Origin of the sequence: Limnobacter litoralis (assembly GCF_030160455.1) — a bacterium.
Classification (GTDB): domain Bacteria; phylum Pseudomonadota; class Gammaproteobacteria; order Burkholderiales; family Burkholderiaceae_B; genus Limnobacter; species Limnobacter litoralis.
In genome coordinates this window covers 61,852-76,311 of record NZ_BSOJ01000038.1, presented here as the reverse complement: position 1 = coordinate 76,311, position 14,460 = coordinate 61,852, and the positions used below count along the sequence as shown (strand labels likewise).

The window sequence follows — 14,460 nt, the reverse complement described above, 5'->3', positions numbered from 1 at the left end:
AACCAGAACTTGGCCCCTTCGTTCTCACTCATCCACAGGCCCAGCAAATCCTTGTGGCCGTCCATAGAAGTGGCTCAGTTCATTTGAACAACTTTTCCCCATTCTATAAGTGATGATAGGGCGGTTGTGTTTGATGCCGGGGCGCATCGGTAAAATCATTTTATGCCGCCAGTCTAAATGTCGGCGTACCCTCCTGCCAAACTTGCTCGGGTGTCTTGTTCCCGAGGCTTGAATGGTCCCGATCCTGGTTGTACCAGTCGATGTACTGGGCGATGTCTTGTCTGGCCGGTCTAACGGTCTCATAAGCCCGCAGATAAACGCGTTCATACTTGATGGTTCTCCAGACCCGTTCAACAAAGACGTTGTCTCGCCAGCCACCTCGACCATCCATGGACAGTTTGGTGCCGTTGTTGAGCACGCAGTCCAGAAAGTCTTACGCCGTGAACTGGCTGCCCTGATCCGTGTTGACGATCTCCGGTTTGCCAAACCGGGCAAAGGCTTCCTGCAAAGCCTCTACCGCGTGACAGGCCTCCAGTGTGATGGCTGTTCTGTGGGCCAGTATGCGCCTGCTGAAGACGTCCACCACGGCGGTCAGATAGACAAAGCCACGGGCCATTCGGATGTAGGTCGTATCCAGTGCCCAGGTCTGATTGCTTCGAACAATGCGCAACTTTCGCAAGAGATATGGAAACACCTTGTGCTTTGGATTTCGTTGGCTTGTGCCGGGTTGCGGCGCAATTGCACGCACGTTCATCTTTTGCATCAAAGTGCGCACATGCTGCCTGCCCACCTCAAAGCCTTGTTTGACCAATTGATTTCGCAATTGCCGAGAGCCCATGAACGGATAGTCCAGATGCAGGCGATCAATCGCATTCATGATCACCAGATTCTCTGGGCTTTCAGGCTTTGGCAGGTAATACACCGTGCCACGACTAATCTTCAAAAGCTTTGCCTGACGAACAATGCTCAGTGTGTGGGTTCGGTCTATCATTTGTCTGCGCTCAGCAATCCCGCTTTGGTGAGCGCACCTGATAAAAAATCAATCTCAAGCGCCTGTTGGCCAATTTTTGCGTGAAGCGGTTTCAGATCCACCGACTCTGCCGGTTTGGTGCTTGCACCAAAAACACCGGAAGCGTTTTGAAGCAGTTGCTTTTTCCACTCCACGATCTGGTTGGGGTGAAGCTCAAACTGATTGGCCAATTCGGCCAGGGTCTTGTCTTCCCGCAAAGCGGCCAGTGCAACCTTGGCCTTGAATTCAGCGTTGAATACCCGACGAGTACGTCGTCCTGATGATTTGCTCATGATGTAGATCTCCTGCCCGACCATTATCGGTCAAGGCGTTTAACCCAATTTTCCACTTATACAAACTGTTCAAATTTCCTGAGCCACTTCTCTGGCCCAAGAGCCGAAATTCCCCGAAGGTCAAAAGAACAGAAGAGGGAGGTCGTCAGTCTGCTTTTTCAAAAAAATCTGAGATGTGCCCAAATAGAATGAAAATGGATTAATTTTCCAAAATCCAGCGAATTATATTTTTTTAATAAAATCAATTTGTTGATGAATATTTTGGGCACCGAAAAGGCACAGACTGAGGCACATCCTCTTTTGAGTCAAAAGTATACCTTAAGGTCATCTAAATAATATTTTTAACGTATTAATAGAATTCGTTTGATCTTTTAGGCAATGATCTTCGGGTCGTTTACCCGATGGGTCATTAGGCACAGAAAGGAAACTCAGAATTTAAATAAATTTTGATAATTGTGCCCAAATGACCGCTTTTGATTTGACCGAAGGTCACGACGGAGGGAAGAGGGATTTTTAAAACTTAGGCACAAAATGGGCACATTTTGGGCACACGATGTTGATGGCCTAGAAAACAAAAAAACCAACCACTGCTAAGTGATTGGTTTCATTGAGAAAAATTTGGTTGCGGGGGCAGGATTTGAACCTACGACCTTCGGGTTATGAGCCCGACGAGCTGCCAGACTGCTCCACCCCGCGTCTGGTAAGAACGAAACTATAGCGTGTTTTTGGGCTTCCCGCAAGTCATCAGCTCCGATTTGGTGCAAAGCACAACCCTATAATTCGTGTTCTAATCTCGATTTTCCTTTTCAAAAGAAAGGTTTGGCATGTTAAAAACCATTCAGAAAAAAATTGCAAAACACCCTGCAATCATGGCCTCTCTGTTCAATTTGTACCGTCCTTTTCGGGGTGCAGGCATCAAAATTCGCCAAATTGATGCTGATTTTCGGCGTGTTCAGGTTGAAATGCCTCTGACACGCAGCAATAAAAACATCATGGGCACGCATTTTGGTGGCTCGCTGTATGCCATGGCCGATCCGTTTTACATGTACATGTTGATGCAAAACCTCGGGCATCGTTACCACGTCTGGGATCAAGACGCATTTGTCGTTTTCAAAAAGCCCGGCGATGGCACGGTTTATGGTGATTACCGCATCACGGCTCAAGATCTGGATACAATCACCACTGGCGCAGCGGGCGGCTCGAAAGTGCTTCACGCCTTCGAGGCCGACATCACCAAAGCCGACGGCACTGTGGTCGCCAGTGTGCGCAAATTGCTCTACATACGGCTCAAGAAACAATTCAGGCCCCAGCCGCCTGTCAACACGCAGTAACAAGGAATTGAAATGGCTCAAAACGAATACAAAGACCTGCCTGTCTGGCCCGAGGCCGACACCCCCTGCATCGGTTTCTGTTCCACCAATCTGGGCGACGATGTGTGCATGGGTTGCGGCAGAACGCTGGACGAAGTGGACGGCTGGATCTTCAAAAGTGACGAGGAAAAAGCGGCCGCCTGGGCGCGAATCATGACTGCCAAAGTGGGATATCGTTGGCAGTCCTGAGTATTGTCGGCATTTTTACGATGTTGCTTAGAATTTAATCAGGGTATCAAAAAAGCTATCAAATCATAAGTTTAAAACTATTATCCACAGGGGGTGTCGGGGGTTTTCCCCGTGATGTGTGGATAACTAACCTCATCCGGGTGAAATGCCGTTGCACATTTTGGGGGATGTTTGGACCGTTGGCGCGCGGCAAACTGGTTTTGTCTCCAATCGCCCTCGGGTGGTTCTTTCAAGACGGTGCCTGGTTTTCAGGTGCCGTTTTTTTTTCGATACTTTTCAGTTACAATGCCGAAACCGCAAATTTTTGGCCAGTGCCGAGAGGTCTTTGCTCATCTGCAACAGTCCACTCCAGCGCCCCCCGGCCCAGCGGCCACAGCCGTACAAAGTAGTCGCACAACGTGGCTTGAACTGATCGCCATCTCAAACCTTTTTAAGTGAGTTCGCCTGGATGGAACCCCAGCGCGCGAAAAATATTTTGGAAGCAGCGCTGCTTTGCGCGCTAGAACCGCTCTCGGTCAGTGAACTTCAGCGCATGTTTGAAGACACGCTGGATGCATCCGTGGTGACCACCTTGCTCGATGACCTGCGTCGCGACTGGACCGGCCGCGGGCTCGAATTGGTGCAGACCAAAACCGGCTGGCGATTTCAAACCCGCGAAAACGTCAAGCGCTACATTGAATTGATGAATCCGGAAAAGCCGCCCAAGTATTCGCGGGCCGTGATGGAAACGCTGGCGATCATCGCTTACCGCCAGCCCGTAACCCGGGGCGACATTGAGTCCATTCGTGGGGTCACCGTGTCAACCCAGGTTGTTAAAGCCCTCGAAGACAGGGGCTGGATTGAAACCATAGGCCACCGGGACACGCCCGGAAGGCCTGCGCTGTGGGGTACAACCACTCAGTTTTTGAGTGACCTGAACCTCACCTCCCTGGCCGATTTGCCCGCGCTCGACAGCGAGTCCGAGCAACAACTGGCCGATGAATTGCAAAAAGTGATTCCTTTTGAATCTGAACACAACAACAGCACGAATGAGCATGAACGCACGCAAAAAAGCAACGACGGAACCGACACCTGAAGTGGTGGTCGCAGACGCAACCGAACCCGAGTGGGGTGAGGTGGTTCGCCAGGTGGAGGGGTTTCAGGACTCAGCCGCTCAGTCAAAAAACCGCAGCAAGCTCAATGTGCGTCTAGATCCGGAGCTGGCGCCGAAATTGCACAAGGTGCTGGCTGAGTCCGGAATGGGTTCCCGCCGTGAAATGGAAGAGCTGATTGTGGCGGGTCGAGTCTCAGTCAATGGCGAACCGGCTCACCTCGGGCAGCGCGTTTTGCCCACCGATCAGGTTCGTGTCAACGGCAAGCAGGTGCAGCGCAAGAACAAATCCCGTCCCCCTCGCGTGCTTATTTATCACAAGCCCGCCGGCGAAATCGTGTCCATGGACGATCCGCAAGGTCGTCCAACTGTGTTTCAGAAGCTTCCACGCGTCAGCAACGCCAAATGGCTGGCCATCGGCCGCCTGGACTTCAACACCGAGGGCCTGCTGGTGTTCACCACGCATGGTGAACTGGCCAACCGTCTGATGCATCCAAAATATGAGGTGTCTCGTGAGTATGCTGTTCGTGTGCTCGGCGAGCTCACTGAAGAGCAATCCAGGCAGCTGCTCGAAGGTGTCCAGCTCGAAGATGGGCCCGCAAAGTTTCTGACACTTGAGCCTGCCGGTGGAGACGGTGCCAACCGCTGGTACAAAGTGACCCTCAAAGAAGGTCGAAATCGTGAAGTGCGGCGCATGTTTGAGGCTTGTAACCTGACGGTCAGCCGCCTGATCCGCACCCGCTTTGGTGACATCGTCATGCCCTCGACGCTGAAGCGCGGCAAATACATGGAAATGGAAGCGCTTGAAGCCATGTCCTACATGCAGTCACTCGGTTTGAAAGTGGACGAGTCTGCGGCTGAGTCCGCACGCAAGCGTGACAATAAAAACATGCAGGGCAAGAACAACAAACGCCGTGGGCAACCCCTGATTGATCCAGGCATGGCCCTGTCCTCACCCGGCCAGACTTACCTGACAGTCTCAGGCGCCACCGCGGCAGCCGCGCTTAGCGGCCAGAATGCATTGTCCAGTGCCACCCGTCCGCAGGGTCGTTCACCCCGGCGCAACGGCGGCAGCTCTTTTGCTGGTGGCGCATCGGCGGGCGTGGCCAATGGCAACAGCTACGGCAATGGCAACAGTTTTGGCAATGGCAAACCTCGCAATGGCAACGGCAAGCCGCGCACTCGCAGCGCTGCCGCAGGCAATGCCCAGGGGGCTCCCCGTGGCCGTCGTCGCAATGCAGGCCCAAAAGACGGCGCTTGAAATTGCTTGAAAATAAAGGTTGTTTCAGTCATAATCCGACGTTGCCTGAGTGCCTGTTGAAAAAATGGCGCTCAAATCAGGTGGGCTTTTCAGCCCATTTTTTTTTGGTGAAATTTGTTGAAACACGGTGTGCCAACACTGCAAGATTTGGGTAATAAAAGAAATTGATCAATCCTGACGAATTTGTAGGCAATTCCTGGTCTGGTGCCTGGTCTGAACGATGGGTTCCTCAAGCCGAAGCAGTAATTGCGTCATTGGGGTTGGAGCTGGCAGACACCGAGCGCGAGCAAGGCGGTCTGCTGCGCATCATGATTGATTCGCCCAACGGTGTCACTGTGGATGACTGTGAAAAGGTCAGCCACCAGTTGACACACCTGTTCACCGTGGAAGAAGTGTCCTATGAGCGGCTTGAGGTCTCCTCACCCGGCGTAGACAGGTTCTTGCGTCGCGCAGTCGATTTTGAGCGGTTTGTAGGTGAAGAAGTGTCATTGAAACTCAAAAAGGCACTCAACAATCAGAAGCAGTTCAAAGGAATACTTGAAAAAAAAGAGGGTGGGGGATTCGCCTTGTTGGTGCAGCCCGAGGGCAAAAATGCCGAAGCCTACCTGCTCGAATTTGAATTGACCGATTTAGCGGCAGCCCGATTGGTGCCGCACTTAAAGTTTTAGGAGCCCTGGAATGAGCCGTGAGTTGCTATTGTTAGTTGATGCCCTGGCGCGTGAGAAGAATGTCGAAAAAGGCATCGTTTTTGGCGCTCTGGAGTCTGCATTGGCTTCCGCAACCAAAAAGCGTTACGACGAAGACGTAGACGTGCGTGTCGTGATCGACCGCAGCACAGGTGACTACGAATCGTTCCGCCGCTGGGAAGTGGTTTCCGAAGAAGATTTTTACGATCCTGCATACCAGATGGTGGTCGAGCAGGCCGTTAAATACATGGACAACCCGCAAATCGGCGACTTCATTGAAGAAGAGCTTGAGCCAATCGAGTTCGGTCGCATCGGTGCGCAGGCTGCCAAACAGGTTATTTTGCAACGCGTTCGTGACGCCGAGCGTGAACAGATCCTGACCGACTTCCTGAATCGTGGCGACAACATCGTGATTGGTCAGGTCAAGCGCATGGAGCGCGGAGACGCCATCGTTGAAAGTGGTCGTATCGAGGCCCGTCTGCCCCGCGATCAAATGATTCCACGTGAAAGCTTGCGTCCCGGTGATCGTGTGCGTGCCTTTCTCTGGAAGGTTGATCGCAACGCTCGCGGTCAACAAGTCATTCTGTCGCGCACCTCGCCCGAATTCATCAAAGCGCTGTTCGCCATGGAAGTGCCCGAGATTGAACAGGGCCACCTCGAAATCAAGGCGGCCGCGCGCGACCCCGGCATGCGTGCCAAAATTGCCGTGCTTGCACACGATCGACGCATCGACCCAATCGGCACCTGCGTGGGTGTGCGCGGTTCCCGCGTTCAGGCCGTCACCCAAGAGCTGGGCGGCGAGCGTGTAGACATCGTGTTGTGGTCTGAAGACCCAGCCCAATTCGTGATCGGCGCCTTGTCGCCTGCCAACGTACAGTCCATCGTGGTGGATGAAGACCAGCACCTCATGGAAGTGGTGGTTGACGAAAGCGAGCTGGCGCTTGCCATCGGTCGAAGCGGTCAAAACGTGCGTTTGGCGTCCGATCTTACAGGTTGGCAGATCAGCATCATGACCCCTGAAGAGTCTGCCAAGCGCACCGAAGAAGAAATCGGCAAGATTCGTTCAGTGTTCACCGACAAGCTCGGCATTGACGACGACGTGGCCAATGTTCTGATTGAAGAAGGCTTCACCAGTCTTGAAGAAGTGGCGTACGTACCCTTGAACGAAATGCTCGAAATTGAAGCATTTGATGAAGACACTGTTGAAGAATTGCGTACCCGTGCGCGCAACGCACTGCTGACCCAAGCCATCGTCCGTGAAGAAATGGTCGAAGGCGCGTCCGACTTGCTGTCCATCGAAGGTGTAACGCCCGACATGGTCGCCAAGCTTGGAGAGGCCGGCATTGCTGATCGTGATTCGCTGGCCGAACTGGCTGTCGATGAGTTGACTGAAATCACCGGTATCGAAGAGTCGTTGGCCCGTGATGTCATCATGAAAGCACGCGCACATTGGTTTGAATAAAGAGAATTTGAAGGAAGATTAGATGACCAGTACTACAGTCGCACAGTTTGCCGCAGAGCTGAAAATGCCAACTGACGTGCTCCTGGAGCAGTTCAAGTCAGCAGGCGTGAATAAATCCTCTGAAGCGGATGCTGTCACTGAAGCAGACAAGAGCATGCTTCTTGACAGTTTGCGCAAGGCACACGGTTCAGACGGTGGTCAGAAAAAGATTACCCTCACCCGCCGCCAGACCAGCGAAATCAAGCAGTCCGGGCCAGGTGGGCGTGCACGCACGGTTCAAGTGGAAGTTCGCAAGAAGCGCGTTTTCGTGCAGCGTGGCGACGACAAAACCGGCACTCTAGAGCGTGAGGCAAGCCCCACCTCTGACACCGGCATTGATCCAGCTGAACTCGAACGTCGCGAGCAGGAAGCCCGCAAGCAAGCTGAGCTGCTTGCACGTCAGGAAGCCGATCTGAAAGAAAAGCAGGCGCGTCTTGAAAAAGAGCGTGAGCGCGAGCTTGCGCTTCAGGAAGAAGCCAAAAAACGCGCCGAAGAAGAGCGCCTTGCTCATGAGGCTTCACAGCGCGCTGATGAAGAAAGCAGCGAATCTGCTGTGCGTCAACAAGCTGAGCTGGATGAAGCCGCTCTGAAAGCGGAAGCCAAAGCCCGTGAAGAACGCGCTGCCCAGGCACACGCCGCTGAAGAGAAAGCCAAAAAAGCGGCTGAAGATGCAGCCAAAGCCAGCGCAGACCAGGAAAAAGCCCGTCGCGCTGTAGAGGCAGAAGTGGCCGCCATCAACAAATTGATGCAGCGCCCAGCCAAGGTTTTGAAGGCTGAAGAGCCCACTGAAGCGCCCAAGCCAGAAGTCAAACCCAAAGCCAAGGCGGTCAAAGACGAAGCAGAGTCCGATGACGATCGCGGCCGCAAAGGCGTTCGCGGTGCGGGTGCCCGCGATGAACAGGGTCGCCGTCGTGGTGGTCTGAAAACCCGCGGAGAAACCGGCCTTGGCCGCACTGGTGCGGGTGGCTGGAAAGGCCCCAAGGGTCGCAACAGCCGCCACAACCAGGGCGATCAGCAAAGCAATTTCCAGCAGCCAACCGAGCCGGTCATCAAAGACGTTCACGTGCCTGAAACCATTACCGTGGCGGAACTGGCGCACAAAATGTCACTGAAGGCGGCCGAGGTGATCAAGTGTCTGATGAAAATGGGCCAGATGGTCACCATTAACCAGGTGCTGGATCAAGACACCGCCATGATCGTGACCGAAGAGTTGGGTCACCGGGCGATCGCCGCCAAGCTGGACGATCCCGAAGCCCTGCTCAACGAAGAAGTCACGAACCCCGAGGGTGAGCAGGCTGAAGCCATGCCGCGCGCGCCTGTCGTCACGGTGATGGGTCACGTTGACCATGGTAAAACGTCGCTGCTTGATTACATTCGCCGCACGAAGGTTGCTTCCGGTGAAGCCGGCGGCATTACCCAGCACATTGGTGCCTATCACGTCGAAACCGAAGGTGGCATGATCACCTTCCTGGACACCCCGGGTCACGAGGCGTTCACCGCCATGCGTGCACGCGGTGCCAAGGCCACCGACATCGTTATTCTGGTTGTTGCTGCCGACGATGGCGTCATGCCGCAAACCATTGAAGCGATTCACCACGCCAAGGCGGCCGGTGTTCCGCTGGTGGTTGCCATGAACAAGATCGACAAGCCGGACGCGAACCCTGAGCGATTGAAACAGGAATTGATCACCCACGAAGTGGTGCCTGAAGAATACGGCGGTGATTCACCCATGGTGCCAGTGTCTGCCAAAACCGGTCAGGGCATCGACGATCTGCTGGAACAAGTGTTGTTGCAGGCCGAAGTGCTCGAATTGAAAGCGCCGATTGACGCACCCGCCAAAGGTCTGGTTGTTGAATCCAGACTGGACAAGGGTCGCGGTCCGGTTGCCACAGTGCTGGTTCAGTCTGGTACGCTCAAGAAGGGCGACATTGTGCTGGCGGGTACCGCATTTGGTCGCGTTCGCGCCATGCTGGATGAAGCCAACAACAACATCGACGAGGCAGGTCCATCCATTCCTTGCGAAATTCAAGGTTTGTCTGACGTGCCCGCCGCTGGTGAAGAAGTGATCGTGTTGCCTGATGAGCGTAAGGCACGTGAAATTGCCTTGTTCCGTCAGGGCAAGTTCCGCGACGTCAAACTGGCCAAGCAACAGGCCGCCAAGCTCGAGAACATGTTCGAGCAGATGACCGAAGGCGAAGTGAAAACATTGCCGATCGTCCTGAAGTCGGATGTTCAGGGCTCACAGGAAGCTTTGTCTCAGGCCCTGTTGAAGCTGTCTACCGACGAAGTGAAAGTGCAAATCGTTCACGCGGCAGTGGGTGGTATCAGCGAGTCTGATGTCAACCTTGCTCTTGCCTCCAAGGCGGTCATTATCGGGTTCAACACCCGGGCTGATCAGGGCGCGCGCAAAACAGCCGAGAACAACGGCGTCGACATTCGTTACTACAACATCATTTATGACGCGGTAGACGAAGTGAAGGCCGCCATGACTGGCATGTTGGCACCCGACAAGAAAGAGGAAATCATCGGCAGTGTCGAGATCCGCGTGGTGTACAAGATCTCCAAAGTGGGTTCTGTGGCGGGTTGTATGGTCACAGATGGTGTCATCCGTCGCTCATCCGGCATTCGTCTGCTGCGCGACAACGTGGTGGTCTGGACGGGTCAATTGGCCTCTCTCAAACGCTTCAAAGACGACGCCAAGGAAGTTCGCCAAAACTTCGAGTGTGGTTTGCAACTGGCCAATTACGACGACATCCGTGAAGGCGACACACTTGAAGTGTTCGAAGTCAAGGAAGTGGCGCGTACGCTCTAATCAGGAACACTATGCGTCACAAGAAAAAGCCGACATCACGGGGAATTCGGGTTGCCGAACAAATTCAAAAGGATTTGGCGGAAATCATTCCCCGCGAGTTGCGGGACCCCCGGGTCGGGTTTGTCACCATCACTGACCTGGAACTGACGCCTGATTACGCGTATGCAACCGTGTACTTTTCCGTGTTGTCAGGTTCCCCTGAGGACACCGAAGAGGCCTTGAACGACTCTGCCGGGTATTTGCGAAATCTGATTTTCAAGCGCCTGCACATTCACACTGTGCCCACTTTGCGTTTCAAGCACGACACGTCTGTCGAGAAAGGGGCGGAAATGTCCCAGCTCATCGACCGGGCGCTGAATGACAAGCCAGGTGAATAACTGCGCTTGTATTTGAGGTGAAAAAGCAACGTCTTGCCATATCCGGTGTATTACTGTTCGACAAAAGCAGGGGTTTGTCATCAAACTTCGCACTGCAACATGTAAAACGATTGTTCAATGCACAAAAAACGGGTCACACGGGTACTTTGGACCCTCTGGCCAGTGGTCTTTTGCCACTGATGTTTGGCGAGGCCACCAAGTTTGCAAACGATCTGATACAGGCCAGCAAAACCTACGAAGCCACGGTGCGCTTGGGTTACTCCAGCACCACCGGCGACGCTGAAGGCGAATTGGAAGAAGATTCTAAGCGCTTGCAAGTAATTGAAAATTTGGGTGAAAATCACATTCTTGAGGTTTTCTCCCACATGAAGGGCAGTATGGAACAAACGCCACCGATGTATTCGGCGTTGAAAAAGGAAGGAAAGCCACTGTACGAGTACGCTCGTCAGGGCGTGGAGGTAGAGAGGCAAGCCCGAACAATCCAGCTGTTTCAATTGAATTTGCTGGCTTTTGAAAAATCGGGCACCGAGGCATCCATTTCGTTCGAAGCAGAGTGCAGCAAAGGCACCTACATTCGAACACTCGGTGAAGACATCGCAAAAGCCCTTGGAACGCGGGGTTATTTGACGGCACTCAGAAGAACAAAAATCGGCGATCTGGACGTGAAGGAGGCGCTTACGCTAGAAGCCCTCCAGGCCTTGCATGAAAAGGCAGGTCAGTTCTCGCTCGAACAAAGCCTGATTGAAGTAGACAGCCTGTTGACGCATTTGCAGGCGATCACCCTCGATCAGGATTCAGGCAGACGTTTTTTGCATGGTCAGCGTCTGCCCTTGGAATTGACCGGGCAACCGGCAGGTCGGGTCAGGGTGTATGCAAACCTTGGCACTGAACCTGCAGCAGGAAAAACAGCCGTGTTCCTCGGGACCGGCACTTTGGAAACACACGGGAAGGGCGGATTGCTGCGACCCGAACGATTGATTCAGGTAAACCTATGACACGCGCATTACGCAACGTTGCAATTATCGCCCACGTGGACCACGGCAAAACCACGCTGGTTGACCAACTTCTTCGCCAGTCTGGCACTTTCCGTGAAAATGAACGCCTCGAAGAGCGCGTCATGGACTCCAACGACCTGGAAAAAGAGCGTGGCATTACCATCCTGTCCAAAAACTGCGCCGTTGAATACGAAGGCACGCACATCAACATCGTTGACACACCGGGACACGCTGACTTCGGTGGTGAAGTTGAGCGTGTATTGTCCATGGTGGACTCTGTGCTTCTGCTGGTCGACGCCGTGGAAGGCCCGATGCCACAAACCCGTTTCGTGACCCGCAAGGCACTGGCTTTGGGCCTGCGCCCTATCGTGGTTATCAACAAGATCGACCGTCCTGGTGCGCGTCCTGACTGGGTGATCGATCAAACATTTGATTTGTTCGACAAACTGGGTGCCACGGATGAGCAGCTGGACTTCCCGATCATTTACGCATCAGGCCTGAATGGATTTGCCGGTGAAACAGACGATGTTCGCGACGGTGACATGCGTCCCTTGTTCGAGGCCATCCTCAAGTATGTTCCCGTGCGCGATGACGACCCCACAGGACCCCTGCAGTTCCAGATTACTTCCCTTGATTACAACAGCTATGTGGGCAAGATCGGCATTGGCCGAATCAAGCGTGGCACGGTGCGCACCGGTCAACAGGTGCTGTGCGTTAACGGCCCGGATGGCGTGCCCTTTGCCGGCAAAATCAACCAGGTGTTGAAGTTCCGTGGCCTGGAGCGCGTTTTGGTCGATGAGGCACAAGCGGGTGACATTTGTTTGATCAACGGTATCGAAGAATTGGGCATTGGCACCACGGTGTGCGCTGCAGATGCAGTGGAAGCCCTGCCGATGGTCACAGTGGACGAACCCACCTTGACCATGAACTTCATGGTGAACACATCGCCACTGGCTGGCCGTGAAGGCAAGTTCGTCACCAGCCGCCAGCTGCGCGACCGTCTGGACCGTGAATTGAAGTCCAACGTCGCCCTGCGCGTGAAAGACACCGGCGATGACACGGTGTTTGAAGTGTCTGGCCGCGGTGAACTCCACCTGACGATTCTGCTGGAAAACATGCGTCGCGAAGGCTACGAGCTGGCCGTGTCTCGCCCGCGCGTGGTGTTCAAAGAAATAGACGGTGTGCGTTGCGAACCCTACGAAAACTTGACCGTGGACGTCGAAGAAAGCCACCAAGGTGGCGTGATGGAAGAATTGGGCCGCCGCAAGGGCGACCTGGTCGACATGCAACCTGACGGCAAAGGCCGTGTTCGCCTGGAATACAAAATTCCTGCGCGCGGACTGATTGGTTTTCAGGGCGATTTCATGACCCTCACGCGTGGTACAGGCTTGATCAGCCATGTGTTTGATCAATATGCTCCCGTGCGTGAAGGTGGTGTGGCCGAGCGTCACAACGGCGTGCTGATTTCCCAAGACGACGGCGACGCCGTGGCTTACGCCCTGTGGAAACTGCAAGACCGTGGTCGCATGTTCGTGTCACCCGGTGAGGCGCTGTACGAAGGCATGATCATCGGCATTCACAGCCGCGACAACGACCTCGTCGTCAACCCGATTAAAGGCAAACAATTGACCAACGTGCGTGCCTCTGGCACCGACGAGGCGGTTCGACTGGTTCCACCCATCGCACTGAATCTTGAATACGCGGTTGAATTCATTGCAGACGACGAGTTGGTTGAAATCACGCCGAAGAGCATTCGCCTGCGCAAGCGTCACCTCAAGGAACACGAGCGCAAGAAGGCCAGCCGCGAGGCAGCATAAGGCTGAATCCAGAAGGGCCACGCGTTTGCGCTGGCCCTTTTTGTTTGTAGAATTCTGACCATGCCATTGAAACCCCGCATCCTTTCTGTTGCACCCATGATCGACTGGACCGACCGGCATTGCCGTCGATTCCATCGGGCGTTGACTCAACACACCTGGTTGTACACCGAGATGATCACCACAGGGGCGCTTATCCACGGCGACAGGGCGAGGTTTTTGCGCTTTAACCCAGAGGAACACCTTGTGGCATTCCAGTTGGGTGGCAGCGACCCCGCTGATCTGGCCCGCTGTGCCGCTTGGGTTGAGCAGGCTGGTTATGACGAGGTCAATCTCAACTGCGGATGTCCGTCCGAGCGGGTACAAAAGGGTGCCTTTGGGGCCTGCCTGATGGCCGAGCCCGATCTGGTGGCACAGTGTGTCGATGCGATGCGTCAGTCCTGTGGAATCGATGTCACGGTGAAACACCGCATTGGGCTGGATTACGACGAAAGTCCACAGCTGATGTTTGATTTCATTGGCAAAGTCAGTGAAGCGGGTTGCAAAACCTTCATTGTTCACGCCCGCAATGCAGTGCTGAAAGGTCTTTCTCCCAAAGAAAACAGGGAAATTCCACCCTTGCGCTACGCGCTGGTACAACGCTTGAAGGCGGACTTTCCGGACTTGCAGATCATTTTGAACGGTGGAATCAAAACCATTGAGGACATTCATCAGCATCTGGAGTGGGCTGATGGCTGCATGATCGGTCGTGAAGCCTACACCAACCCTTGGCTGCTGACCCGTTTTGATTCAGTCTCAGAGGGTGGAGCCATCTCTGAGGTGGGAAGCCGCGCAGAGGTGCTTCAAAGTTTGAGATCCTACGTGGAGTCTGAACTGGCCCAAGGCGAAAGCCTGAGAAACCTGACCCGGTCCTGGCTTGGCATTTACCACGGTCAACCCGGTGGGCGTTTGTTCCGGCAGGTGCTCTCGGATGCTACGCGCTTGAAAACCAACCGTTGGTCAGTCGTCGAAGAAGCCATCGCTTGCACCGCTGACAAACAGTTTGCCTGAACGGTAAGCAGGT

General features: G+C 54.1%; 11 protein-coding genes, 1 tRNA gene and 1 pseudogene. 11 read left to right on the top strand and 2 right to left on the bottom strand.

The features are described 5' to 3' along the window. Positions 1-160: 160 nt before the first annotated feature. A pseudogene (locus QQJ87_RS14535) lies at positions 161-1,302 on the bottom strand (IS3 family transposase). A gap of 619 nt (positions 1,303-1,921) precedes the next feature. Beyond that, a tRNA-Met gene (locus QQJ87_RS14530) sits at positions 1,922-1,998 on the bottom strand. A gap of 128 nt (positions 1,999-2,126) precedes the next feature. Here QQJ87_RS14530 and QQJ87_RS14525 point away from each other — a divergent pair. From QQJ87_RS14525 to dusA, 11 genes are all read left to right on the top strand, one after another. Further along, complete coding sequence (locus tag QQJ87_RS14525) at positions 2,127-2,633, top strand: DUF4442 domain-containing protein (RefSeq protein WP_284282620.1); 507 nt, start codon at positions 2,127-2,129, stop codon at positions 2,631-2,633. 12 nt (positions 2,634-2,645) lie between these two features. Further along, a complete protein-coding gene (locus tag QQJ87_RS14520) occupies positions 2,646-2,861 on the top strand; it encodes a DUF1289 domain-containing protein (protein ID WP_284282619.1) in 216 nt (71 codons plus the stop codon). Positions 2,862-3,309: 448 nt separating this feature from the next. After that, positions 3,310-3,936, top strand: coding sequence for an SMC-Scp complex subunit ScpB (gene scpB, locus QQJ87_RS14515; protein ID WP_431310111.1), 627 nt, complete (start codon positions 3,310-3,312; stop codon positions 3,934-3,936). After that, positions 3,896-5,212 carry a 23S rRNA pseudouridine(2605) synthase RluB gene (gene rluB / locus QQJ87_RS14655; protein WP_348534587.1) on the top strand — a complete coding sequence of 439 codons (1,317 nt, stop codon included), beginning with the start codon at positions 3,896-3,898 and terminating at the stop codon, positions 5,210-5,212. The genes scpB and rluB overlap by 41 nt, the downstream gene beginning before the upstream one ends. A gap of 245 nt (positions 5,213-5,457) precedes the next feature. Next, positions 5,458-5,880 carry a ribosome maturation factor RimP gene (rimP, locus tag QQJ87_RS14505; RefSeq protein ID WP_284282624.1) on the top strand — a complete coding sequence of 141 codons (423 nt, stop codon included), beginning with the start codon at positions 5,458-5,460 and terminating at the stop codon, positions 5,878-5,880. A gap of 10 nt (positions 5,881-5,890) precedes the next feature. Continuing rightward, positions 5,891-7,360, top strand: a complete 1,470-nt coding sequence (gene nusA / locus QQJ87_RS14500; RefSeq protein WP_284282618.1) for a transcription termination factor NusA — start codon at positions 5,891-5,893, stop codon at positions 7,358-7,360. A 22-nt stretch (positions 7,361-7,382) separates the two neighbouring features. Beyond that, entirely contained in the window at positions 7,383-10,211 is a 2,829-nt protein-coding gene (gene infB / locus QQJ87_RS14495) for a translation initiation factor IF-2 (protein ID WP_284282617.1), read from the top strand. 11 nt (positions 10,212-10,222) lie between these two features. Then, positions 10,223-10,588: a 30S ribosome-binding factor RbfA gene (gene rbfA / locus QQJ87_RS14490; RefSeq protein WP_284282616.1), complete on the top strand. Its 366-nt coding sequence runs from the start codon at positions 10,223-10,225 to the stop codon at positions 10,586-10,588. After that, on the top strand, positions 10,585-11,583 hold the full coding sequence (gene truB, locus QQJ87_RS14485; protein ID WP_431310112.1) for a tRNA pseudouridine(55) synthase TruB: 999 nt from the start codon (positions 10,585-10,587) through the stop codon (positions 11,581-11,583). Before rbfA ends, truB begins: the two co-directional genes overlap by 4 nt. Next, complete coding sequence (typA, locus tag QQJ87_RS14480) at positions 11,580-13,400, top strand: translational GTPase TypA (RefSeq protein WP_284282614.1); 1,821 nt, start codon at positions 11,580-11,582, stop codon at positions 13,398-13,400. The genes truB and typA overlap by 4 nt, the downstream gene beginning before the upstream one ends. 60 nt (positions 13,401-13,460) lie before the next feature. Beyond that, positions 13,461-14,447 (top strand): tRNA dihydrouridine(20/20a) synthase DusA, encoded by a 987-nt coding sequence (gene dusA, locus QQJ87_RS14475; protein ID WP_284282613.1) that lies wholly within the window; start codon positions 13,461-13,463, stop codon positions 14,445-14,447. The last annotated feature ends 13 nt before the right edge of the window (positions 14,448-14,460 follow it).